This is a genomic window from Burkholderia sp. Ap-955 (assembly GCF_011753045.1).
Taxonomy (GTDB): Bacteria; Pseudomonadota; Gammaproteobacteria; order Burkholderiales; family Burkholderiaceae; genus Burkholderia; species Burkholderia lata_D.
On record NZ_VWWH01000005.1, the window covers coordinates 117,929 to 138,902 of the forward strand.

The 20,974-nt window shown below is 66.7% G+C and carries 22 protein-coding genes; 12 read left to right on the top strand and 10 right to left on the bottom strand.

Going from position 1 to position 20,974, the window contains the following annotated elements; all coding sequences use genetic code 11:
• Positions 1 to 39: 39 nt before the first annotated feature.
• Positions 40 to 426, top strand: coding sequence for a VOC family protein (locus F3J15_RS04855; RefSeq protein ID WP_089448001.1), 387 nt, complete (start codon positions 40 to 42; stop codon positions 424 to 426).
• A 21-nt stretch (positions 427 to 447) separates the two neighbouring features.
• Here F3J15_RS04855 and F3J15_RS04860 read toward each other — a convergent pair whose 3' ends face one another.
• Both F3J15_RS04860 and ribA read right to left on the bottom strand, forming a co-directional pair.
• On the bottom strand, positions 448 to 1,014 hold the full coding sequence (locus tag F3J15_RS04860; RefSeq protein ID WP_089448002.1) for a GNAT family N-acetyltransferase: 567 nt from the start codon (positions 1,012 to 1,014) through the stop codon (positions 448 to 450).
• Between the two features lie 150 nt (positions 1,015 to 1,164).
• Entirely contained in the window at positions 1,165 to 1,815 is a 651-nt protein-coding gene (ribA, locus tag F3J15_RS04865; protein WP_089485462.1) for a GTP cyclohydrolase II, read from the bottom strand.
• A gap of 177 nt (positions 1,816 to 1,992) precedes the next feature.
• Between ribA and F3J15_RS04870 the strand changes: the two genes are divergently transcribed.
• Entirely contained in the window at positions 1,993 to 2,454 is a 462-nt protein-coding gene (locus F3J15_RS04870; RefSeq protein WP_069252006.1) for a CBS domain-containing protein, read from the top strand.
• Between the two features lie 152 nt (positions 2,455 to 2,606).
• Here the strand turns inward: F3J15_RS04870 and F3J15_RS04875 are convergent, their stop codons facing one another.
• On the bottom strand, positions 2,607 to 2,936 hold the full coding sequence (locus F3J15_RS04875) for a DUF4148 domain-containing protein (protein WP_166888375.1): 330 nt from the start codon (positions 2,934 to 2,936) through the stop codon (positions 2,607 to 2,609).
• A gap of 511 nt (positions 2,937 to 3,447) precedes the next feature.
• Here F3J15_RS04875 and F3J15_RS04880 point away from each other — a divergent pair.
• The gene (locus F3J15_RS04880) at positions 3,448 to 3,846 is read left to right on the top strand and encodes a GreA/GreB family elongation factor (RefSeq protein WP_166888378.1); all 399 of its coding nucleotides are present in this window, start codon (positions 3,448 to 3,450) and stop codon (positions 3,844 to 3,846) included.
• A 166-nt stretch (positions 3,847 to 4,012) separates the two neighbouring features.
• Here F3J15_RS04880 and F3J15_RS04885 read toward each other — a convergent pair whose 3' ends face one another.
• Positions 4,013 to 5,137 (bottom strand): porin, encoded by a 1,125-nt coding sequence (locus F3J15_RS04885; RefSeq protein WP_069252009.1) that lies wholly within the window; start codon positions 5,135 to 5,137, stop codon positions 4,013 to 4,015.
• Positions 5,138 to 5,745: 608 nt separating this feature from the next.
• Between F3J15_RS04885 and F3J15_RS04890 the strand changes: the two genes are divergently transcribed.
• Complete coding sequence (locus F3J15_RS04890) at positions 5,746 to 6,120, top strand: YXWGXW repeat-containing protein (RefSeq protein ID WP_089448004.1); 375 nt, start codon at positions 5,746 to 5,748, stop codon at positions 6,118 to 6,120.
• A 490-nt stretch (positions 6,121 to 6,610) separates the two neighbouring features.
• On the opposite strand, the gene F3J15_RS04895 is transcribed toward F3J15_RS04890, so the two are convergent.
• Positions 6,611 to 6,997, bottom strand: a complete 387-nt coding sequence (locus F3J15_RS04895) for a helix-turn-helix domain-containing protein (protein ID WP_089448005.1) — start codon at positions 6,995 to 6,997, stop codon at positions 6,611 to 6,613.
• A 329-nt stretch (positions 6,998 to 7,326) separates the two neighbouring features.
• On the opposite strand from F3J15_RS04895, the gene F3J15_RS04900 reads away from it, so the two are divergent.
• From F3J15_RS04900 to F3J15_RS04915, 4 genes are all read left to right on the top strand, one after another.
• The gene (locus F3J15_RS04900; protein WP_089448006.1) at positions 7,327 to 7,803 is read left to right on the top strand and encodes a nuclear transport factor 2 family protein; all 477 of its coding nucleotides are present in this window, start codon (positions 7,327 to 7,329) and stop codon (positions 7,801 to 7,803) included.
• Positions 7,804 to 8,037: 234 nt separating this feature from the next.
• Entirely contained in the window at positions 8,038 to 8,853 is an 816-nt protein-coding gene (locus tag F3J15_RS04905) for a helix-turn-helix transcriptional regulator (protein ID WP_089448007.1), read from the top strand.
• Positions 8,854 to 9,002: 149 nt separating this feature from the next.
• Complete coding sequence (locus F3J15_RS04910; protein WP_166888381.1) at positions 9,003 to 9,161, top strand: hypothetical protein; 159 nt, start codon at positions 9,003 to 9,005, stop codon at positions 9,159 to 9,161.
• A gap of 111 nt (positions 9,162 to 9,272) precedes the next feature.
• The gene (locus F3J15_RS04915; RefSeq protein WP_089448008.1) at positions 9,273 to 10,898 is read left to right on the top strand and encodes an amidohydrolase; all 1,626 of its coding nucleotides are present in this window, start codon (positions 9,273 to 9,275) and stop codon (positions 10,896 to 10,898) included.
• Positions 10,899 to 10,917: 19 nt separating this feature from the next.
• On the opposite strand, the gene F3J15_RS04920 is transcribed toward F3J15_RS04915, so the two are convergent.
• From F3J15_RS04920 to F3J15_RS04930, 3 genes are all read right to left on the bottom strand, one after another.
• Positions 10,918 to 11,529 carry a cysteine hydrolase family protein gene (locus F3J15_RS04920; RefSeq protein WP_089448009.1) on the bottom strand — a complete coding sequence of 204 codons (612 nt, stop codon included), beginning with the start codon at positions 11,527 to 11,529 and terminating at the stop codon, positions 10,918 to 10,920.
• Positions 11,530 to 11,702: 173 nt separating this feature from the next.
• On the bottom strand, positions 11,703 to 12,953 hold the full coding sequence (locus tag F3J15_RS04925) for an MFS transporter (protein WP_166888384.1): 1,251 nt from the start codon (positions 12,951 to 12,953) through the stop codon (positions 11,703 to 11,705).
• 156 nt (positions 12,954 to 13,109) lie between these two features.
• The gene (locus F3J15_RS04930) at positions 13,110 to 14,426 is read right to left on the bottom strand and encodes an MFS transporter (protein WP_166888387.1); all 1,317 of its coding nucleotides are present in this window, start codon (positions 14,424 to 14,426) and stop codon (positions 13,110 to 13,112) included.
• 335 nt (positions 14,427 to 14,761) lie between these two features.
• On the opposite strand from F3J15_RS04930, the gene F3J15_RS04935 reads away from it, so the two are divergent.
• The 3 genes from F3J15_RS04935 to F3J15_RS04945 all read left to right on the top strand — a co-directional run bounded on the left by F3J15_RS04935 (position 14,762) and on the right by F3J15_RS04945 (position 17,218).
• Positions 14,762 to 15,679, top strand: coding sequence for a LysR family transcriptional regulator (locus tag F3J15_RS04935; RefSeq protein ID WP_166888389.1), 918 nt, complete (start codon positions 14,762 to 14,764; stop codon positions 15,677 to 15,679).
• 206 nt (positions 15,680 to 15,885) lie between these two features.
• Entirely contained in the window at positions 15,886 to 16,422 is a 537-nt protein-coding gene (locus F3J15_RS04940) for a VOC family protein (RefSeq protein ID WP_166888392.1), read from the top strand.
• Positions 16,423 to 16,462: 40 nt separating this feature from the next.
• On the top strand, positions 16,463 to 17,218 hold the full coding sequence (locus tag F3J15_RS04945) for a glucose 1-dehydrogenase (RefSeq protein ID WP_166888394.1): 756 nt from the start codon (positions 16,463 to 16,465) through the stop codon (positions 17,216 to 17,218).
• Between the two features lie 183 nt (positions 17,219 to 17,401).
• Here F3J15_RS04945 and F3J15_RS04950 read toward each other — a convergent pair whose 3' ends face one another.
• Positions 17,402 to 18,916, bottom strand: a complete 1,515-nt coding sequence (locus F3J15_RS04950) for a cytosine permease (RefSeq protein ID WP_166888396.1) — start codon at positions 18,914 to 18,916, stop codon at positions 17,402 to 17,404.
• Positions 18,917 to 19,118: 202 nt separating this feature from the next.
• A complete protein-coding gene (locus F3J15_RS04955) occupies positions 19,119 to 19,766 on the bottom strand; it encodes a glutathione binding-like protein (protein ID WP_069252020.1) in 648 nt (215 codons plus the stop codon).
• Between the two features lie 733 nt (positions 19,767 to 20,499).
• On the opposite strand from F3J15_RS04955, the gene F3J15_RS37690 reads away from it, so the two are divergent.
• On the top strand, positions 20,500 to 20,967 hold the full coding sequence (locus F3J15_RS37690; protein WP_240159010.1) for a hypothetical protein: 468 nt from the start codon (positions 20,500 to 20,502) through the stop codon (positions 20,965 to 20,967).
• Positions 20,968 to 20,974: the final 7 nt, after the last annotated feature.

Genomic DNA, 20,974 nt, shown 5'->3' on the forward strand with positions numbered 1-20,974 from the left:
TTATCATTGACCGGCCCGCCACTCGCCTCCGAGGCCATCTTGCACGCCCATCTGCGCATTGCCCGCCCGGTCAGCAACCTCGCCCGTACCGAGCGCATGTATCGCGACGCCCTCGAGTTGTCCGTTCTCGCGCGCTTTGAAGATCACGACGGGTTTTCCGGCGTGATGCTCGGGCGCGACGGCCTCAACTATCACTTCGAATTCACGCACTGCCCCGACCACCCGATCGCGCCGTCACCGACGCCCGAAGACCTGATCGTGTTCTACCTGCCCGATCGGCCGGAATGGGAAGCCGCCTGCGCGCGCGCCACGGAACATGGCTTCATGCCGGTGACGTCGTTCAATCCGTTCTGGGAAATATCCGGCCAGACTTTCGAGGATGCCGACGGTTACCGGATCGTGTTGCAGAACGGCACGTGGCGCTGACGAGCGATCACGCGTGAGCCGTTACGCGCCGGCCAGAGCGGCGGCACGGGCGGCATACACGACGTGCCGACGCAGCGCGTGCCCTTCCGGCAACGCAGGGTGGTCGAAATCGCGCGCGGGCTGATGCTGCATGCCGAGCCGCTGCATCACGTGCCGTGATCGCAGGTTGGTGTCGGCCGTCCAAGCGAAGATCTCGCCGAGTCCGATCCGGTCGAACCCGTCGGCCAATGCGGCGGCGGCCGCCTCGACAGCGTAGCCGTGCCCCCAGGCGTGACGCGCCTGCCGCCACATGATCTCGACGCACGGCGCCATCGGATGCGTTGCACGCACTTCGTTCGACAGGCCGCACACCGCGATCAGCATCGCGTCGGAACGACGCTCGACCGCCCATGGGCCGAAACCGTGTGCCTCGAAATGCGCGTCGTAGCGCGCGATGACGTCGCTCGCCTCGTCAACGGACATCGGGCCGCGCGCGAGCCATGCGGTCACGTCGGGATCCTCATGCATCGCCGACAACGCGCCCGCATCCGCCGGCCGCCAGCGACGCAGCGTCAGGCGCTCGGTTTCGATCTTCGACGGTGTGAACATAGGGAAGACGGATCGTTCAGGCCGCATAACGCAAGTGCCGTCACAAACCTGAAAGCGGAACGGATGGAGGGGAAATGGAAATCGTCGCCTTTGTCGGCGACGCTCCAGGGAGCGGATGATGAGAAACGGGCGCAGGTGCGCCCGCGGAGATTACTCGTTTTCTTCGAAGTAATGCCCAAACTTCGTCTGCTTCGTGCGGATATAACGCTCGTTTTCCTCACGCACGGGCACCGCAAGCGCAACGCGTTCGCAGACGGGAATACCGTGCTTCGCGAGCGTATCGAACTTCGCCGGATTGTTGCTCATCAGCCGCACCGACGTCACGCCGAGGATCCGGAGAATCGCCGCGGCCGAGTCGTATTCGCGGGCGTCGTCGGGCAGGCCGAGGTCGAGGTTCGCCTCGACGGTGTCGCGCCCCTGCTCCTGCAGCGCGTACGCGCGGATCTTGTTGCTCAGGCCGATCCCGCGCCCTTCATGGCCGCGCAGATACAGCAGCACGCCGCGGTCTTCCGCCGCGATGTAGCGCAATGCGAGATCGAGCTGCTCGCCGCAGTCGCAGCGGTACGAGCCGAATACATCACCGGTCAGGCATTCGGAATGAAGGCGCGTCAGCACGGACTGCTCGCCGGCGACGTCGCCCATCACGAGCGCGAGATGTTCGGCATCGCTGCCCGATACGCGGAAAGCATACGACGTGAACGTACCGTAGCGCGTGGGCAGCGACGCGGTAGCGACGAGCGTCACGCACTCGTCGGCCTGGCCATTGCCCGGCTTGGGCGATTGGGGACGCGAAGACATCATGAATTCAATCGAAACGTTCAGGAATGTAGGAGTTGTGTGGATAGTGCGTGACCGGAGTTTACCGCTAATCTGGAATCGTCACGCGACTGCCGCCACCTGCGCGGCTATACTGGGCTCATCGGGTGACAAGCATCACACCCTGCCTGCCCAGCATCGACCTGCAAACGGAGAGAGCGAATGAGCACGACTGTCGCGCAGCTTCTCAAGGCCAAGCCGGATTCGGGCCGCACCATCTACACCGTCACGAAGAGCGATCTCGTCTACGACGCCATCAAGTTGATGGCGGAAAAAGGCATCGGCGCGCTACTGGTCGTGGACGGCGACGACATCGCGGGCATCGTCACCGAGCGCGACTACGCGCGCAAGGTCGTCCTGCAGGACCGCTCGTCGAAAGCCACCCGCGTCGAGGAAATCATGACGGCGAAGGTGCGCTACGTCGAACCGTCGCAATCCACCGACGAGTGCATGGCGCTGATGACCGAGCACCGGATGCGCCACCTGCCCGTCCTCGACGGCGGCAAGCTGGTCGGCCTCATCTCGATCGGCGACCTCGTCAAGAGCGTGATTGCCGATCAGCAGTTCACGATCAGCCAGCTCGAACACTATATCCACGGCACGCCCGCGGTCACGTCCGCCTGACCCGCCCCAGCAAAAAAGGCCCAAACGCGCGAGCGTCTGGGCGGAAAGCCGCCGGAATGCGGCGACGGAGGTTCTGCTCCTGCGGGCGAATGACGCGCACAACCGGTGCGCGTCTCGTCGATTAAGCGGTGCGCTCGCAGACCCGGGGACGTTCAGTTGCCGAAGTAGACCGAGTTCACGGGATTCGGTGCTTCGCGCGTCGTGCGACGGCCGGCCTGGCCGGCACCCGCTGCCACGGCACCGTAGCCGCTCGTATCGGCCTGCGCGAGCATCGGCTGGTTCGGTTGAATGCGTTGTTCCGCGGCCTGGATGTTGTCCGGATACTGCGGATCGCTCGCCAGTGGCTTGTAGCCGTTCTGTTCGAGTTGCACGAGCTCGGCCTTGACCTGGTCGCGGGTCAGCCCCTGCTCGGACTGTGCAAACGATGCGATCGGGGTGGCAAGGACGGATGCGGCGATAGCTGCGTAGATGACCGACTTCATGATTTACCTCCGGTATATGTTCTCTTTTGGCGTCGCCTCGGCAGGACTGTCTGAAGCGATTGGATCCAGTGTAGTTCTCGCCCACCCAAGGGGAAACCCTTAGTTTGAACATACAGCGTTGCGATTTTGACAAAAATCGCCGGCACATCCCGAACGATATCGTGGTAACTTGCTTCATCCGTACAACAATCACTGACAAAATGCCGACAGCCAAATCACATATGTCGAAAGTTGTGTTGTAGAATCGTAAGGTTATATTCGTCAGTCGATCTTCCATCCACCATGTACGCGCTCACGCCCCTTTCGGTTTCGCCGTCCGGCCCGGCCGGCGTGCGCGCGCGCGCCGGTCATCCGGCGCATCCCCTCGCTCGACGCACGGCCCAGGCGCCGCTCGCCCCTGCCCGGCGCCTGATCTGACGGCTCGGTCTCCTCCCGGAGCCAGGTCAGACAGGCTCCGGGCGATCCCATAGGCATGCCACGCCTGCCCCTGCCGATCATTTGGAGAACTGCCATGAAACAACGCCTTTACCAGTTGACCGAACTCGACGTTGCTCGCCTAGAGAAGCACGCCGAACACAACCCGCGCTTCCAGACGATGCTTGATACGCTTCTCGAGTGCGCCGACATCGTCCAGCCCGACGCCATCAAGGCGAACGTCGTCACGATGAACTCGCAGATCACGCTGCTCGACGAAGCGACCCAGGAACAAGCCACCTGGACGATTGTTTATCCGGATGCCGCCAATCTCGAACTCGGCCGCCTGAACGTCTTCTCGCCCGTCGGCATGGCATTGCTGGGCACCCAGCGCGGCCAGATGGTCAAGGTGATGCAACCGAGCGGCGCCGAAAAGCAGATGAAGGTCGCCGCGATCGTGTTCCAGCCGGAAGCCAACGGCGAATACACGCGCTGAGCCACTGCCGCCGGCACCGCGCCGCACAACGGAAAAAGCGAGGCACAGGCCTCGCTTTTTTGCGTCCGGACGATGTGAATCGTCGACATCGCATTCCGCAGACGAAAAAAAGGCGCCCGAAGGCGCCTTTTTCAATGCTGCGTAGCGGGTTACCCCGCCGTCACGCTTAGAAGCGGTGACGCAGACCAACCGTTGCTGCGGTTTGGTTGATCGACGAGCTCGGCAGGTTGTCGTTGAAGCTGTTGCCGTTGTAGATCGATGCGCCAACGCCGTTCTTCGCTGCACGCTGGTACACAGCTTGTGCGTAGACGTCCGTGCGCTTCGACAGTGCGTAGTCAGCTTGCAGACCGAACTGGTTCCAGTGCGTGCTGCCGTTGTTGATCTTCGCGTTCGTGTACGTGTAAGCAGCACCCAGGCCGAGAGCCGGCGTCAGGTTGTACTTTGCGTTGACTTCGTAGTTATCGGTGCGGACCGAGCCCAGAGCGCCGACTGCGTTGTTGTCGAGGCGAGCTTGCGTCCATGCAGCGCCGACTTGTGCCGGGCCGAATGCGTAACCAGCAGCAGCACCGTACGTGCGGACGCGGCCTTGGCTAGCGATGCCACCGATCGCCGACGACGTTGCGCCGTTTGCGTTCGTACCGTCACCCAGGTTTGCTTGCGAGTATGCACCAGCCAGCTTCAGGCCTTGGAACTGGTATGCAACGCCTGCGCTGTACGCACGGTTGTTGCCGAAGTTCGTGTTGTTCGAGAACGAGTACGTGCCGCCGAATTGCAGGCCAGCGTAGTTCGCGCTCGTGAACTTGATCGTGTTGTTCTGAGCGACATCACCGTTCGTGCTCAGACGGTCGAGGTTCAGCGGGTGCGCGAAGTACGTGCCGCCCCACGAGCCCGTTGCCGTCAGCGGCGCCAGGTAGTCTTGCGTTGCGTCATACTGCTTACCCAGCGTGACCGTGCCGTACTGGCTCGACAGGCCGACGAAAGCTTGACGGTTGAACATGCCGCCGTTGCCGTTCGCGAACTTGCCGTTACCGATGTTGAAGCCGCTTTCCAACGTGAAGATTGCCTTCAGGCCGCCACCCAGGTCTTCCGAGCCACGCAGGCCGAAACGGCTCTGGTCAATGCCCGAACCCATCGCCCAACGCGACTTGCCAGCTTGGCCGAGTGCCGGCTGGACGTTGCTCGTGTAGGTGATGCCTGCGTCCAGCACGCCGTACAGCGTGACGCTGCTTTGTGCGTGAGCGACGGTAGCAAACGATGCTGCAGCTGCTGCAACGATCAGAGTCTTGTTCATTCGTGGAGCTCCCTTCTAAAAAGAGGCAGGTCTCGCGACCTTGTTCATAAACGGTCTGCAACCGCCCGGGAGCGCCATCGATCCTGCTGGCCGCGCCCGGATAGTTGCCCGTTTGGGAACCGTGAGTTTAGGGGTGTACCCTAGGGGAGCGATCCGCAAATAAAGAAATAAGCTTTTCCAGAACTAGAAATAATGAAAGTGGGGCCGAGTTATAAGTATTTGTTTTGACGTTTGTTTTTGACTTCTTGACGGGGTCTTTTTGGAGGCTTTCATCGCACCATTCTTACATGTCATCGTCTTGACGGTTGCATAGAAACAACAAACGGATTCGGCGCGACACCCCGAAATAGGTAAATTTTACCCATCCGGATCTCGAATTTCAGGCTCCGGGCACCTAAAACGCATCCGTCAGCCAGTAAACAGCGCTCGACGCTTGTCAGCGGGTCACATCCGCCCGCCCGCCATCCTTACAGAAAGGCCCGCTTCCCCTCGCCGACGGTTCGGCCGCCCACCGTGACACACGGTAACAGCCTTAACTGCTCGCGTAACCCGGCCGACGGACTGGCAGGCTAATGTAAGGCGGCCTCGAATACAGAACAGGACACGCCATGAATCGACGCTCGTTGTTGCGCGCCATCGGATTGACCGCTGCCTTCGTCAGCACCGGCGGCTGGCTCCGCGGCGCCTCGGCCCAGCCCGCGCCGCCCGTGTACCGGCCCTCCGGCCCGAATCGCGTACCCGGCGGCCCGCCCTATCCGGACCGCCCGGGCTTCGCACCGCCGGCCGCCCGGCACGACCGCCGACCGCCGCCGCCTCGGCCGCACGGCTATATATGGACGGACGGCTACTGGCGCTGGCAGCGGGGCCGCTATATATGGGTGCCCGGCCGCTGGGTCGCACGGCGCCCCGGGCGTCGGTGGGTGCCCGGCTACTGGCGTCGCCAGGGGCAAGTGTGGATGTACGTCGACGGTACGTGGCGATAGGCAGCCATCCGGCGTCCGGCCGATGGCAGGCCCCGGGGCCGGACGGCGCGGGCGAATCCGTGCCGTTCGGCCCCGACAATCATGATGCCCGGCAGCCCCCCGAATCCTGCCCCACCCCGCCCCGATGCCGGCGCGCAAACCGGGGGCGAGGCTTCTGATCACGCCACCTCGAATCGACGTGCTCGCCGATCTACGGCACGCCACCATCCCGCCTCGACCGGACCGTGCCGCACCCTTCGTACGCCATGCCGAGAAAGACCGCCGTCTCGGTCGCCCCGTACTGCCCTTGTAAACGGAGCACCGCCAGCGCATTGCCGCATACGAGACGAATGGAATACACCGCCGCATCGGCGCCCTCGCTCGACCCGCCGAAATCATTCGGATAACGAAATCATGCAATGGCGATGCACCGGCAACCATGCCACGCGTCGTCGCATCACACCCGATCCGCAGCACGACGCCCAGCGACAAGGCGGCGCAAGCGCCCCGCTCAGCGCCCGCCGCCCTCCAGTTCCCGTGCCCGGCGTCGCGCGACGCAGATCGCGCGATGATGTTCGTCGGCCCACCGGATCATCGCCTGCATCGGCGTCAGGAACGAACGCCCGAGGTCGGTCAGCGCATATTCGACACGCGGCGGCACTTCTGCGTACAGCGTGCGACTGACGAAGCCGTCCTGCTCGAGCCGCTTGAGCGTGCGCGACAGCATCTGGTTCGACACATCGCCGATCGTACGGCCGAGTTCGTTGAAACGCATCGTCCCGCCGGACAGCGTCTCGAGCACGAGCAGGCTCCACTGGTCGCCGATGCGGTCGAGCACATCGCGAATCGGGCACGGCTGATCGAGTTCGACGGGTTCATCGGCGGGCGGGAACGGCATGACTGGATTCTCTTTCAAGGGCAACGCATGGTCAGCGCGGCGTGACCTGTTCACATCGCGCTGACTTCTTGTGACGGGTTCGCGGCAACTGTACCATTCGATCGACCCGACAGCCGCGCGAATTCGCCAGTTCAACGAAGCATGACGACGGCGCGCCGCCTCGCCCAGTCCGGATCGTGACGCTTCGGACCGGGCGGCGAATCCCTCGCGGCGACAAGGCGCGTACATCCGCAACCATGCGCCGCCGCCCGCTGATCGCCGCGGCAGGCTCGACCGGCCGTCGCGCATCACGCACCCACCCACGCTTCGTCAGACAAGGAACGCGCTACATGTCATCGCTCCGCTCCCCCGTTCGCGCCGTTGCCGCGCTCGTCCTGCTGGCCGCGTCGACGGCCGCGCTGGCCGCCGGTCCGGCCCCGCGCGACCTGGCCGCCGAGGAAGCCAACCGCCAGCTCGTGCTGACGTTCTACGACCGCTTCTTCAACAAGCACGAAGCCGCCGAAGCCGCCGCCGTGGTCGCGGACGACTACAAGCAGCACAACCCGCACGTACCGGACGGCAAGAAGCCGTTCGTGTCGTACTTCGTCGGCGCGTTCCAGAAGAACCCGGCATCGCGTGCACGCATCGTGCGTAGCGCAACCGACGGTGACCTCGTCTACCTGCACGTGCATGCGACCGAGCGTCCGGGCGACCGCGGCGAAGCGGTCGTCGACATCTTCCGCGTGAAGGACGGCAAGATCGTCGAGCACTGGGACGTGATCCAGTCGGTACCCGAGAAGTCCGCGAACGCGAACACGATGTTCTGACGCGTGGAGCCGGCACGTGGTGCGCCACGATGCGCACCGCCCGTCCAAGGACGATCGGCCGCGCGCCCGGCAAGCGCGCATGCCCGGCGGCGGCGAAGTCCCCTACAATCGAGCTTCGCCGCCGCGCCGGCCTCCGTCCCGCATGACCGCACCGCCTGCCGACGCGCCGCCGGTGCGCCGTCATACGCGAAGCACGGCCGACACGGGCGGCCGTTCGCGAAGACGGTGTCAACGATGAGCCCCGCCCATATTTCCCTCAGCAATGCCGGCGACCTGGTCGCCAGCCTCGGCAGTCCGCAGTTTCCCGCCCGGCTCTGGGCGTGGCTGCGCGAAACCGTCGATCCGCAGTCCCACTACAGCGTCGCGACGCGCTACCGTCGCGATGCGCCGTCGCAGTCGGTCGACAGTGTCGACGTGCTGTTCTTCGCGGGCGGCGACGATCCCGACGGCACACGCCACGCGCTCGATCTGTATACGCAAGGCGACTGGCGCACCGACACGCTGCTCCCGCATATCGAGCGCGCCACCGATTCGCAGCTCGTGTTCTCGTGCAACGAGGACATCGATACGGCAACCGAATACGGCCGCCATTTCGCGCTCGGCGAACTGGGCGAAGACTGCACGCTGCTCGGCAGCGAGCGCGACTATGTCTATGCGTTCTCGCTGTTCCGCCGGCGCGGCCAGCCGTCCTATACGCTGGCCGAACTGGCGCTGCTGCGGCAGCTCGGCGATTTCGTGCTGCCGCTCCTGATCCAGCATGCACGGCTCGCCCGCCTGACGCCGCGCTCGGACGACGGCGCGCTGCTGCAGCGGTTCGAACAGCGCCTGTCGGCCTGCGGCGCGGCGCTGTCGCAGCGCGAACGGCTCGTATGCCGCGCGGTGCTGCAAGGCCAGCCCGTCCCGCAGATCGCCGATACCCTCGCACTCAAGCCCAGCAGCGTGCGCACCTATCTCGGGCGCGCGCTCGCGAAGCTCGGCGTGGCGAACCGCGCCGGACTGTTCGCGTGGTGCGTGACCGAAGAAGAACCGCCGGCGGACCGCGGTCAATAGATGGCACCTCTGCATCGCTGCACGCCCACTCGCCCCCGCCTTCTTTGTCGCGTCTTGTCCTCAAAACGATGACAGACAGCCGGCCGCCCCGCTCCTAGTATCTGACTCACCCGACGACCGGAACGCGTCGGATATCACGGAGACACGGCATGCCGAATACCGGATGGACGCCGGCCTGCACGGCCGCGCGCGCGTCGCCCATCGATTCGCCGACCCAGACCTGGCAGCGCGATCGGCGTAACGCTCCGGCGGCGGCCGGCCTTCACCACGACGTATCGCCGCGCCTGCCGCGCAGCACCGGCACCTAGCCGACCCGCTTCTCATTCCAACCCGACCGGGTTCACGCGACCGGACGAGCCACACGGCCCGCCCGCCGGACACGTGCGCCCGTCGAACCTTCCCCCATCCGGAGGAGACACATGCAACACGCCGATACCGTCTATCTGAACGGCCTGCTTTACACGGGCGATGCGCAGCGCCGCTTCGCGCAGGCGCTCGCCACCCAGGACGGCAAGATCGTCGCCGTCGGCCGCGACGACGACATCCGCCCGCTGGCCGGCCCCGCGACGCGCATCGTCGACCTGGCCGGCAGGCTGATGCTGCCGGGCCTCATCGACGGCCACGTGCACCCGCTCGAAGGCCACCAGATCCTCGGTGACTTCGATCTGTCCGGCATCAACGATCCCGACACGATCCTGCAGCGCATTCGCGCATGCGCCGATGCGACGCCGAACGCGCCGTGGGTCTATCTCGGCGGCGCCAACCTGGCCGCATTCGGCGCGTATCCGACCCGCGAGCTGCTCGACCGGATCGTGCCCGACCGGCCGCTGCTCGTGGTCGGCTTCGACGTGCACAGCGGCTGCCTCAACACGAAAGGGCTCGAAGCGGCCGGCATCCACGCCGATACGCCCGACCCGGCCGGCGGCGTGTACGAGCGCGATGCGTCCGGCGCGCCGAATGGCGTCGTGCACGAAGCCGCGTTCTACCGCGTGTGCCCGATCATTCCGCAACTGAGCCCGGCCGGCTACCCGAAGTCCCTCGCGAAAGCGCACGCGATGGCGCACGGTTACGGCATCACCGGCTGGTTCGACGCGCGCGTCGAGGAGGCCGAACTCAAGGCTTACGCCGACGCGCAGCGCGCGGGCACGCTGAAGGTGTATATGAGCGCGGGCCTCTATGCGAACCCGCGCCGCGATCCGCGCGAGCAGATCGAGCGCTTCGCCAGATGGCGTCGCGAATACGAATGCGACAACCTGCGCCTGCATACTGTGAAGATCTTCGTCGACGGCGTGCCCGAATCGAGGACCGCCGCGCTGCTCGAGCCGTACGCCGGCACCGACGACTGCGGCCTCGCGCTGTGGAGCCAGGACGCGCTGAACGAGATCTGCCTGCTCGCCGACACGGCCGGTTTCGACCTGCACTTCCACACGCTCGCCGACCGCGCGGTGCGCATGACGCTCGACGCGCTCGAATACGTCCAGATCCGCAACGGCATGCGCGACCGGCGCGCGCAGCTCGCGCACCTGCAGCTCGTCGATCCGGCCGACATGAGCCGCTTCAACCGGCTCGGCGCGATCGCCAGCGTGCAGACGCTGTGGACGGCCGCGCGCGAGGAGCAGCAGCAGCTCTATCGCGACCTGCTCGGCGCGGAACGCACCGCGCGCAACTATCCGTTCCGCAGCCTGCGCAACGCGGGCGCGATGCTCGCAGCCGGCTCCGACTGGTCGGTCAGCACGATGGACCCGATGCAGATCATCCAGACGGGCGTCACGCACCTGCTGATCGACCAGCCCGACAGCCCGCCGTGGAATCCGCACGAACGCCTCGATCTGCTCACGATGCTCGAGGCCTATACGGTGAACACCACGTATGCGCTGCGCTTCGACGACTGCACGGGTTCGCTCGAAGCGGGCAAGGACGCGAGCTTCGCGATCCTCGACCGCAATCCGTTCGCGCACCCGGTCGAGACGTTCGCGCAAACCCGTGTGATCGAGACGTGCTTCCGCGGCGAAGTCGTATACGCCGCACCGGGCTGGGCCGACTGAAGCACGCATCCGGCGACCGTCAGGCGACGGCCAGCGCCAGCACCTGCCCGGTCGTCAGCACGTCGCCGAACGTGTCCGACAGCGCGGCCAGCGTCGCGCGATGGAGGTCGCGGTGCGATACCGTGCCACCGTCCGCGAGGTCGAGGTCGCGCGTCGCGCATGCGTCGTCGACGACGATCACCGCGTAGCCGAGCGGCACCGCATCGCGTGCCGCGCCAGCGACGCATGCATGCGTCATCAGGCCCGTGACGATCAGCGTGTCGACACCGGCCGCCTTCAGGCGCGCATCGATGTCCGTCGTCGGGAACACGCTCACCGACGTCTTTTTCACCACCGTGTGATGCGCCGCCGGCTGCAAGTCCGCGTGAAAGCGGAAGCCGTCGCTGCCGTCGGCGAGGATCGGGCCGTCGGCCGCATCGACGTGCTGGACGTGAAACACCGGAATGCCCGCGCGGTCGGCGAACGCGATCACGCGCTGCGCGTTGGCCAGCGCGCGCGGCCCCTCCGGAATCGGCAGGCGGCCGCTGAAGTATTCATTCTGGAAATCGATCACCAGCAGCGCGGTGCGGGCGGCAGCGATCGATGTCGGCGCGGTCGCGCCCGCCAGGGTACGGATGGTCGGATGTTGCATGGGTCGCTCTCTCGGTTGGCATGTCGAAGGAACGGCGCGCCGGACCAGCCGGCGCCGCCGGACGCGGCCCGGATACGCCCGGGACGCGAGGCGCCAGTGTCGGGCCACGCGGCCAGGCGCGACAGCGGTGCGCGGGACAACGTCCGACAGGATCGGGCCAACGTGCAAACCGTCTACGACAGCGCGGCTGTTCGCGCGCCCGGCTGCGTGCGACCATACGCGACCATCATCGCGAAGCTGAGCAGGAAGCCCGCGCCACCGATCAGCAGCAGGCCGATCTCGCCGAACACGGGCAGCAGGTTCGTGAGCGCGCCCGTCACGACCCACGCAACGGCCATCACCGAGCCCGCGACGCCGAGCGCCCAGCCTTGCCGGTCCTCGCTGACCGCGTCGGAGAACGCCGTATACATCGTCGTGTACGCGACCATGTCGAAGCAGCCGACGACCATCGCGAGCGCCCACAGCACCGGCTCGTGCGGGAACAGCGCGGACAGGACCTGGCCGACGCCCGCGACGAGCAGGCCCGTCTTCGCGATGTCGACCACACGCCACACACGCAGCATCCGCCGCACGACGAACAGCAGCCCGAACACGAAGCAGAGCCCGATCACGCCGCTGAACAGTCCGAGCCGCGCGCTCGTGTAGCCGAATCTCGCCTGCAGCAGCAGCATGATGGTCTGCAGGTAGAGCCCGTAGCCGACCTGCATCAGGAAGAACACCACCGACAGGAACGCGACGTTGCGCTGGCGCGCGGCCTCCCCGATGATTCGCAGCGGCAGCAGCGGATCGATGCGCGTGTCGCCGCGCGGCGCGGCCGAATCGCGATACGACGCCCAGGTCCAGCACGCGCAGATCAGCGACAGCGCGGCGACCAGCACGAACGGCGTACCGTAGTCGAACAGCGGTGAAATCGTGCGGTCGGACGTGACGCCACCGAGCACGGGGCCGACGATCACGCCCGCGCTGAACGCGAGCGACATGATGCTCATGTTGTACGCCTTGTTCTCCGGCGTGCTCAGGTCGGTGATCGCGGCCTGCGCGATGCCCTGGCAACCGGCCAGCAGCCCGGTGAGCCCGCGGCCGGCCAGCAGCAGCGCGACGCTCGCGTGCCACGCGCCGGCCGCCATCATCGCGTAGCCGCCCGCGAGGCCGAGCACGCACAGCAGCAGGATCCGGCGGCGGCCGTAGCGATCGGACAGGTCGCCCATCAGCGACGAGCCGAAGAACATGCACAACGGGTAGATCCCGTAGCCTAGGCCGAGGTAGAAATTGCGCGCATGCGCGCCGGCGTCGGCCGGCAGGATGCCCGCGTGCGGATCGCTGAAGATCGCGGACATCATCGGATAGACGAGCCCGAAGCCCATCGCGTCGATCGCGATGGCGAGCAGGCAGGGGCCGAGCAACGTGTAGTCGAGCCGGGACATGGCGACCTTCCGGACAGAGTGGATGATCGCCCAAGCGTAACGATGGGGCGGCCGCCGCGGTAGGCCGCCGCCAGCGATGCTAAGCATCGGCAGGACCGCTACCCTGCCTGCCGCCCGCGCCGATGGCTCGCCGGTGCGGGCGGCAGGCCACGGCCGCTACTTGGCGCTCAACGGCTCGCCCTGAAACTGCCGACGCGCGAGCACGCATGGCGCGCCGTCGTGCATGAACACGCTCGCGAGCAGCCCGAACGACGCGGCGAACAACACGTACCACGCGGGCGCGACAGGTGACCCGCTCGTGTGCGTCAGCCACGTGACGATGAACGGCGCGAAGCCGCCGAACACCATCACCGCGACGTTGTACGCGAGCGCGATGCCAGTGGAGCGCGAACGCGTCGCGAACTGCTCGGCGAGCGTGGTCGGCGCGGGCCCGTAGCAGATGCCGATGATCGTGCAGATCACGAGCTGCATCACGAGCAGGCGCCCGATGCCCGGCGCGGCCGCCAGCCACGTGAACAGCGGATACGTGACCGTCAGCAGCGCCAGCGAACCGGCGATCAGCACGGGCCGCCGGCCGATGCGGTCGGACACGAGCGCCGCAACCGGGATCGTCACCGTCAGCAGCGCAACCGCCGCCATCTGCACCTTGAACACCTGGTCGAGCGGCAGCCCGAACGTCTTGTGCACGAACGTCGGCATGTTGACGAGCATCACGTAGAACACGGCCGTGCCGGTGATCGTCTGCCCCATCGACACCAGCACGCCGCGCAGGTTGTCGCGCAGCACGCCCGACACGCTCGCCGGCGGCTCGACGGTCGACTTGCTCGCGGCGACGAACGCCTCGGTCTCCTCCATGTGCCGTCGGATCCACAGTCCGACCGGCCCGATCAGCAGCCCGAGCGCGAACGGCACGCGCCAGCCCCAGCTATGCAGCGCCGCGTCCGACAGCGACTGCGTGGCCCACGCGCCCATCGCGGCGCCCGAGAACACCGCGAGACACTGGCCGATCAGTTGCCACGATCCGTACAGCCCGCGCCGGTTCTCCGGCGCGCTTTCCACGAGGAACGCGGTCGCGCTCGCGTATTCGCCGCCCGCCGCGAACCCCTGCAGCAGCCGCGCGACGACGATCAGGACGGGCGCCGCCGGGCCGATCACGGCGTACGACGGCGCGAACGTGATCAGCGCGATCGACAGCGTCATCAGGAAGATGATGAGCTGCATCGCGGCCTTGCGGCCCTTGCGGTCCGCATAGAGCCCGAGCAGGATGCCGCCCACCGGGCGCATGAAGAAGCCGACGCCGAAGGTCGCAAGCGACATCAGCAGCGACGCGTACTGGCTCTCGGCGGGAAAAAACAGCCGCGCGATGATGCCGGAGAAGAAACCGTAAACGATGAAGTCGTACCACTCGAGGGTGTTGCCGACGACAGCGGCAACCACCTGCCGATGCCGCGCGTTCCGACGTGAGTCGCGCATGCTAGTCTCCTGCAGTCTCATGGCGCCGCGCCGCATGCGTGCCGTGTTGCGTGGCACGCATGGGCGAACCGGCTGTTCGTAGCGCCGGCCGGCAACGCGCGGGCGCAGGCACGGGCCCGCACCATCGGAACCTCACGGCCTGCCCGTACGACCGGCGTGAAACGATCATAGGGACGCCGAAAACCCGCATCAATTAATACCCGCGGCAGATGATTAGCCGGAGATTAAATGTTGCCCCGCCGGGCGCCGCCACGCGGAAACCCCGGAAATCCGCGCATTGTTGCAGCCCCGGTTCTGCGGCAGAATCGTCGGCCGCCCTTCCCGTCGCCCGCACCATGCGCAACCGCATCAACGAAGAGATCACGTTCCGCAAGCTCGAGGTGCTGCTCGCCTTCATGGAAGCGGGCAGCCTCGCGAAAGCCGCCGAGGCGCTGGGCGTCAGCACGGTCAGCGTGCACCGCGCGCTGCACACGCTCGAGGAAGGGATGCACTGCGCGCTGTTTCGCCACGAGGGGCGGAACCTGATTCCGACCGACGCCGCGCAGGTGCTCGCCGACGTCGCCGGCGAAGTGCTCAAGACGATGACGGACGGGATCCGCTCGACGCGCGAGGCGGCCGGCTACGGCGCCGGCCAGTTGAAGATCGGTTCGCTCTACTCGCTGACGATCCGCACCGTGCCCGAAGTCGTGATCGCGTTGATGGAGCGCCGCCCCGAACTGCAGGCCGAGCTCGTGCTCGGCTCGAACGCCGACCTGCTCGACAAGCTCCGGCAAGGCGCGATCGACGCGACGCTGATGGCGCTGCCCGAACCGGATGCCGAGATCGAATCGATCGCGCTGTTCGAGGACGAGATGTTCTTCGCCGCGCCGATCGACTCGCCGTACGTGCGGCACGACGCCATCGATCTGTGCTCGTGCGGCGACGCGCCGTTCGTGTCGCTCGGCGAAGGCTTCGCGACACATCATGGCTTCACGGAAGCGTTTCGTTCGGCCGGCGTCACGCCGAACGTCGTGATGCGGGTGGGCGACATCTTCTCGCTGATCAATCTCGTGTCGGGCGGCGTCGGCTGCGCGCTGCTGCCCGGCCGCGTGCGCGACCTGTTCGCGCACAAGATCGCGCTCGTGCCGCTCGCCGGGCCGACGATCCGCCAGACGATCGGCTTGAGCTTCCTGCACCGGCGCGAACGCGACCCGAACCTGCTTGCGCTGGCAACCGTGTGCCGGCTGACGGTCAAGGGGCCGAACGCGCGGTAACGCGCTGATCGCCCGGCCGGAAGCGCGCCTTCTCCGATCCGCTTCGCATTCCTGCATCGTCGCGCCCTGGCGCACCCACCCGCCCACCACGCCACGACGAAGCGCGCGGGCTCATCCGTTTGGACGGCACGCCGCGCACGCTTTGTTGCGATCATGGCCGTCATTCATCGCGCGGCACGCCCACGTGTGTCCGCCACGGAGACGCCATGAACGATCCCATGCTCGGCCCCATCGACCAGATCGGCTACGTGGTCGCGGATCTCGACCGCAGCATCGCGCGCTGGCGCGAACGCCACGACGTCGGCCCGTGGACCGTATTCCGCAACGTGCGCCTCGACGGCCATCACTTCGGCGAACCCGTGACGGTCACGATGGACATCGGGTTCGCGTATCGCGCCGATCTGCAGATCGAACTGATTCACGTGACGAACGAGGCGCGCTCGCCATACCGCGATGCGCACGGCCAGCCGCTCGTCGGGCTGCACCACGTCGCGTGGGTCGTCGACGATCTCGATGCCGCGCTGGCGCAGCTCACGGCTCGCGGCCTGCGTGTCGTGTTCGACGCGCGCAACGCGGCCACGCGTGTCGCCTATCTCGACGACGCCGACGATCCCGGCGTGCGCGTCGAAGTGATCGAAGGCGCCGGCATGCGCGACATGATCGCGCGCGGCATCGCCGAGGCCCGTGCATGGGACGGTGCCGATCCGGTTCGCATCATCGACGCGGCGGCCGCCTCCGCGTAATTGGCCCCGCGCGCCCCTCTCACTCACAGGAGAAAGCAGCATGAAACGACTCGAAGGCAAGGTGGCGCTGATCACGGGCGGTGCCCGCGGCCAGGGCGAAGCGGAAGCGCGCAGATTCGTCGCCGAAGGCGCACGCGTGGTGATCGCCGACGTGCTGGACGAAGCCGGCCAGCGCGTCGCGGCCGAACTCGGCGACGCCGCACGTTTCCAGCATCTCGACGTGACCCGCGAAGCCGACTGGCAGACTGCCGTCGATGCGACGCTCACGCATTTCGGCCGCCTCGACATCCTCGTGAACAACGCGGCGATCCTGAAGCTCGTGCCGATCGAAGCGTGCTCGCTCGACGACTATCGCAAGGTGATCGACGTGAACCAGGTCGGCTGCTGGCTCGGCATGAAGTCGGCGCTGGGCGCGCTGAAGGCGGCGGGCGGTGGCTCGATCGTCAACGTGTCGTCGACGGCCGGGATGGAAGGCGTCGCGGGCGGCAGCGCATACGTATCGAGCAAGTTCGCGGTGCGCGGAATGACGAAGGCCGCCGCGCTCGAATTCGGCCGCTACGGCATTCGCGTGAACTCGGTGCATCCGGGCGGTATCGATACGGTGATGGCACGTCCGCCCGAGTTCGCGGATTTCGATCCGTCGTCGATCTACAGCGGCCTGCCGATCGCGCGCATCGGCAAGCCCGATGAGGTGGCCAATCTCGTGCTGTTCCTCGCGTCCGACGAATCCGCGTATTGCACCGGGTCGGAATACATCGTCGACGGCGGGATGCTCGCCGGCAGTTCGTTCCACTGAACCGCATCCAGGTCGACGCACTCCGACCAACCTGGTGGGCGTTTTCGTTTGCATTTTCGAGGCGCTGCGTGGAGCGTACAGCCGCCCCCTCTGGCAACCACACGCCCGAAAACGACGATGCCGCCGGCAGCTCTCCCGCGCGGCGGCATCGTCATTTGCGTAGCGACACACCACGCGCCGCTCTTACCCCTTCGGCTGGATCGCCGGTACGCCAGTGCCGCGCGCCGCCGGCCCACCACCACGCACGAAGCATCGCCCGTGCGGACCGTACACGCCATCCGGTTCCGGATACAGCGTCAGCAGCACGAAGTACAGCACGCCGCCCACCACCAGCGACACCGGCACGCTGAGATCGAGCCCGCCCGCGAGATTGCCGAGCGGCCCGACGAACTGCCCCGGCAGGTTCACGAACGACAGCCCGACGAACGCGGCCGGCAGCCACGCACCCATCGCGCGCACGTTCCAGCCGTGCGTGAACCAGTAGTGGCCGCCGCGCAGCCCGCGGTTGAACACCTGCAGGTCGTCCGCGAGATAGTAGCCGCGCCGCGTCACGTAGCCGATCACCATGATCGCCATCCACGGGCAACTGAACGTATCGATCAGTGTCGAGAACGTCGCGACGCTTTCGACGAGGTCGAACCAGAAGCGGCCGACGAAGATGAACGCGATCGCGATCGTGCCGATCAGCAGCGTCGCACGCACGCGGTTCAGCAGGCGCGGGAACATGCTCGACACGTCGAGGCCGGTGCCGTACAGCGCGGTCGTGCCGGTCGACATCCCGCCGATGATCGCGATGAGGCACATCGGCAGCAGGAACCAGCGCGGCGAGATCGCGAGCAGCCCGCCGACGTAGTCGTTCGACGCGATGAACGCGGGCGCCTTCGTCGCAATGATCGTCGCGGTCGCGAGGCCGAAGAAGAACGGTACGAAGGTCGCGATCTGCGCGGCGAACACGGCGCCCATCACGCGATGCTTCGGTGTGCTCTGCGGGATGTAGCGCGCCCAGTCGCCGAGCGTCGACGCGAACGAAACCGGGTTGCTCAGCGCCACCAGCACCGCGCCGACGAACGCGGCCCAGAAGCCCGCGCTGCCCTGCTGCACCGTGCCGGCATAGCTCACGTCGAACAGGCCGGCGAACGCGAACAGGCCCGCGACGAACAGCACGCTCGCGGCCCACACGGCGATCTTGTTGACCCACAGCATGAAGCGGAAGCCGTAGATGCAGACGATCAGCACGAGCACCGCGAACACCATGTACGCCGCGCCGAGCGTGAAGCCGTTGACCGGCACGCCGACCATGTCGTGCGCGCCGCCGACGAGCGCGTCGCCCGAGCTCCACACCGCGAGCGAGAAGAACGCGATCGACGTGAGCAGCGCGAGGAACGAGCCGACGATCCGGCCGTGGATGCCGAAATGCGCGCCGGACGACACCGGGTCGCTCGTCCCGTTGCGCGGGCCGAACAGGCTCATCGGCGCGAGGATGCAGGTGCCGGCGAGCACGCCGATCACGATCGCGCAGACACCCGCCTTGAACGACAGCCCGACCAGCACGGGAAAACTGCCGAGCACCGATGTTGAAAACGTATTGCAGCCGCCGAACAGCAACCTGAACAGATCGATCGGCCGCGCATAGCGCGATGCATCGGGAATGCGCTCGAAACCGAACGACTCGACCTGCGTAATCCTGCCTTCACTCATTTGTCTCCCACTCCTCTGGTGCGTCTGTACCGCCCGGTGCTGCGGCGATACGACACATCGTCATCGATTCGCGGCCACTCTAAACCGGATCGCGCGGCGCAAATATCACGCATTCGAGACGTTTACGACGAAGGAGAACAATGTTTCCCGGCAGGCCAGCGGCCGGCGCCCGCGCCATCCGTACGGCGCGGGCGATGCGAGGTCAGTGCGCGCCCTCCGCCGCCGGCGCGCGGCATGCGATCAGGCCCCGCTGAACGGCTTGCCGCGCCTCGATGCCGGCGAGCCAGCGCTCGACGTGCGGATAGTCGGCCAGATCGAGATCGAGTTCGGGCGCCGCGCGCAGCCACGGAAACGCGGCGATGTCGGCGATCGAGTAGCGCGGCGACGCGAGATACGCCGATTCCGCCAAGCGGCCGTTCACGACCCCATAGAGACGCCGCGCCTCGTTCCGGTAGCGCTCAAGCGCTTGCGCATTGACCGTCTTCGATGCATGCAGGAACCACCAGAGCTGGCCGAGCATTGGCCCGATCCCGCCGATCTGGAAATGCAGCCATTGCTGGACGGCCGTGCGCTCGGCCAGCGTGTCGGGATGCAGAACGCCCGTCTTCGCGGCGAGATAGCTCAGGATCGCGCCGGATTCGAACACGGTCAGCCCGGCGTCGTGGTCGACGATGGCCGGGATCTTGCCGTTCGGGTTGATCGCGAGAAACGCCGCGCTGCGCTGCTCGCCGGCGGAAAGATTCACATGCACGCAGTCGTATGCGAGCCCGGCCTCTTCCAGGTAAATGGCGATCTTGTGCCCATTCGGCGTGTTGGCCGTATAAAACGTGAGGGGATGCGTCGAGATCATGTCGGTCCTTGTTTTCCGGTTATCGTTGCAACTACAATCGTTGCAATTGCAATCCTATGCCGAAACCGATAGCCCCGACGACATGCCAGTACTCGAAGGAGGGACATGCAGACTTTGCGATCCGGGCCGCCCGTGCGGACACCCGACACCCGCCGCGCCGCGGCGGCCTGCCTCGACAGGCTGATCACGCAGCGGCTCGCGCCGCGTGGCCGTTCGGTGTCGCCGCTCGGCGCGATGCGCGCGGCCGCCGATTGCCTCGAACGCGATGCGGCGACATCGGAACGTGTCTGGATCGTGCGTGCCGATGCGCGGGAGCCGTCTGCGGACGCGGACGCACATCGCCGCATCAGTGCATGGCCGCTACGGTTTCTCGATGCGCGCAAGCGGTTCGAGAAGCCGCTGCTGTACCTGCTGCATGCGCGCGCGACCGACCGGCTGCGGCTGGCGTCGGTCGAAACCATCGATCGCGGGATCTTCGTCAACGATGCGGAAACGATCGCGTCGTCCTGGCCGAAAGGCGTGACGCCCGACGTCCCGCACTGGCTGGCCGCGAACCCGCGTGCACGCCGTACGATCCGGCGTCGGGCCATGAGGCGATCGCGATCCTGCGCCACGCGCTGCGCACGCTTTATGTCGCCGGTCAGCCGGGATTCTGTATCTCGCAAGCCACGACGACCCCTTACCCGACGCGAATCCGCTATCGGCCACGGCGGCCCGCGATGCATTCAGCGGCATGGTGCGGGCCGGCCGGCGCGCGGCAGCCGGCGCGGCTGCGCAGATCCGGCTGTGCGGCGCGGGCAGCACGCTCGTGCAGGTGATGGAGGCGGCCGACCTGCTGCACGACGAATGGCGCATCGATTCGATGATCTGGAGCTGCCCGAGCTACACGCAGCTCGCCCGCGACGGTCATGTAGCCGACCGGTGGAACCTGCTGCATCCGCACGACGAACCGCAGATCGCGCATGTGCGCCGATGCTTCGGCGACAGCCGCACGCCAGTGCTCGCGGTGACGGGCTATGCGAGGCACGTCGCCGCGCAGATCGGCGCGTTCGTACCGGCCCGCTTCGCGGCGCTCGGCGCGGATCTGGCCGGCCCGGGCTCCGGCCCACGCGTGCCGAGTGCGCGCTGGATTGCCGCGGTCGCGCATCGCCTGCTGGCCGACTGGGCCGCGCAGGCGATGCGCCGCTGTGCGAGCGGCTGACGCGCGG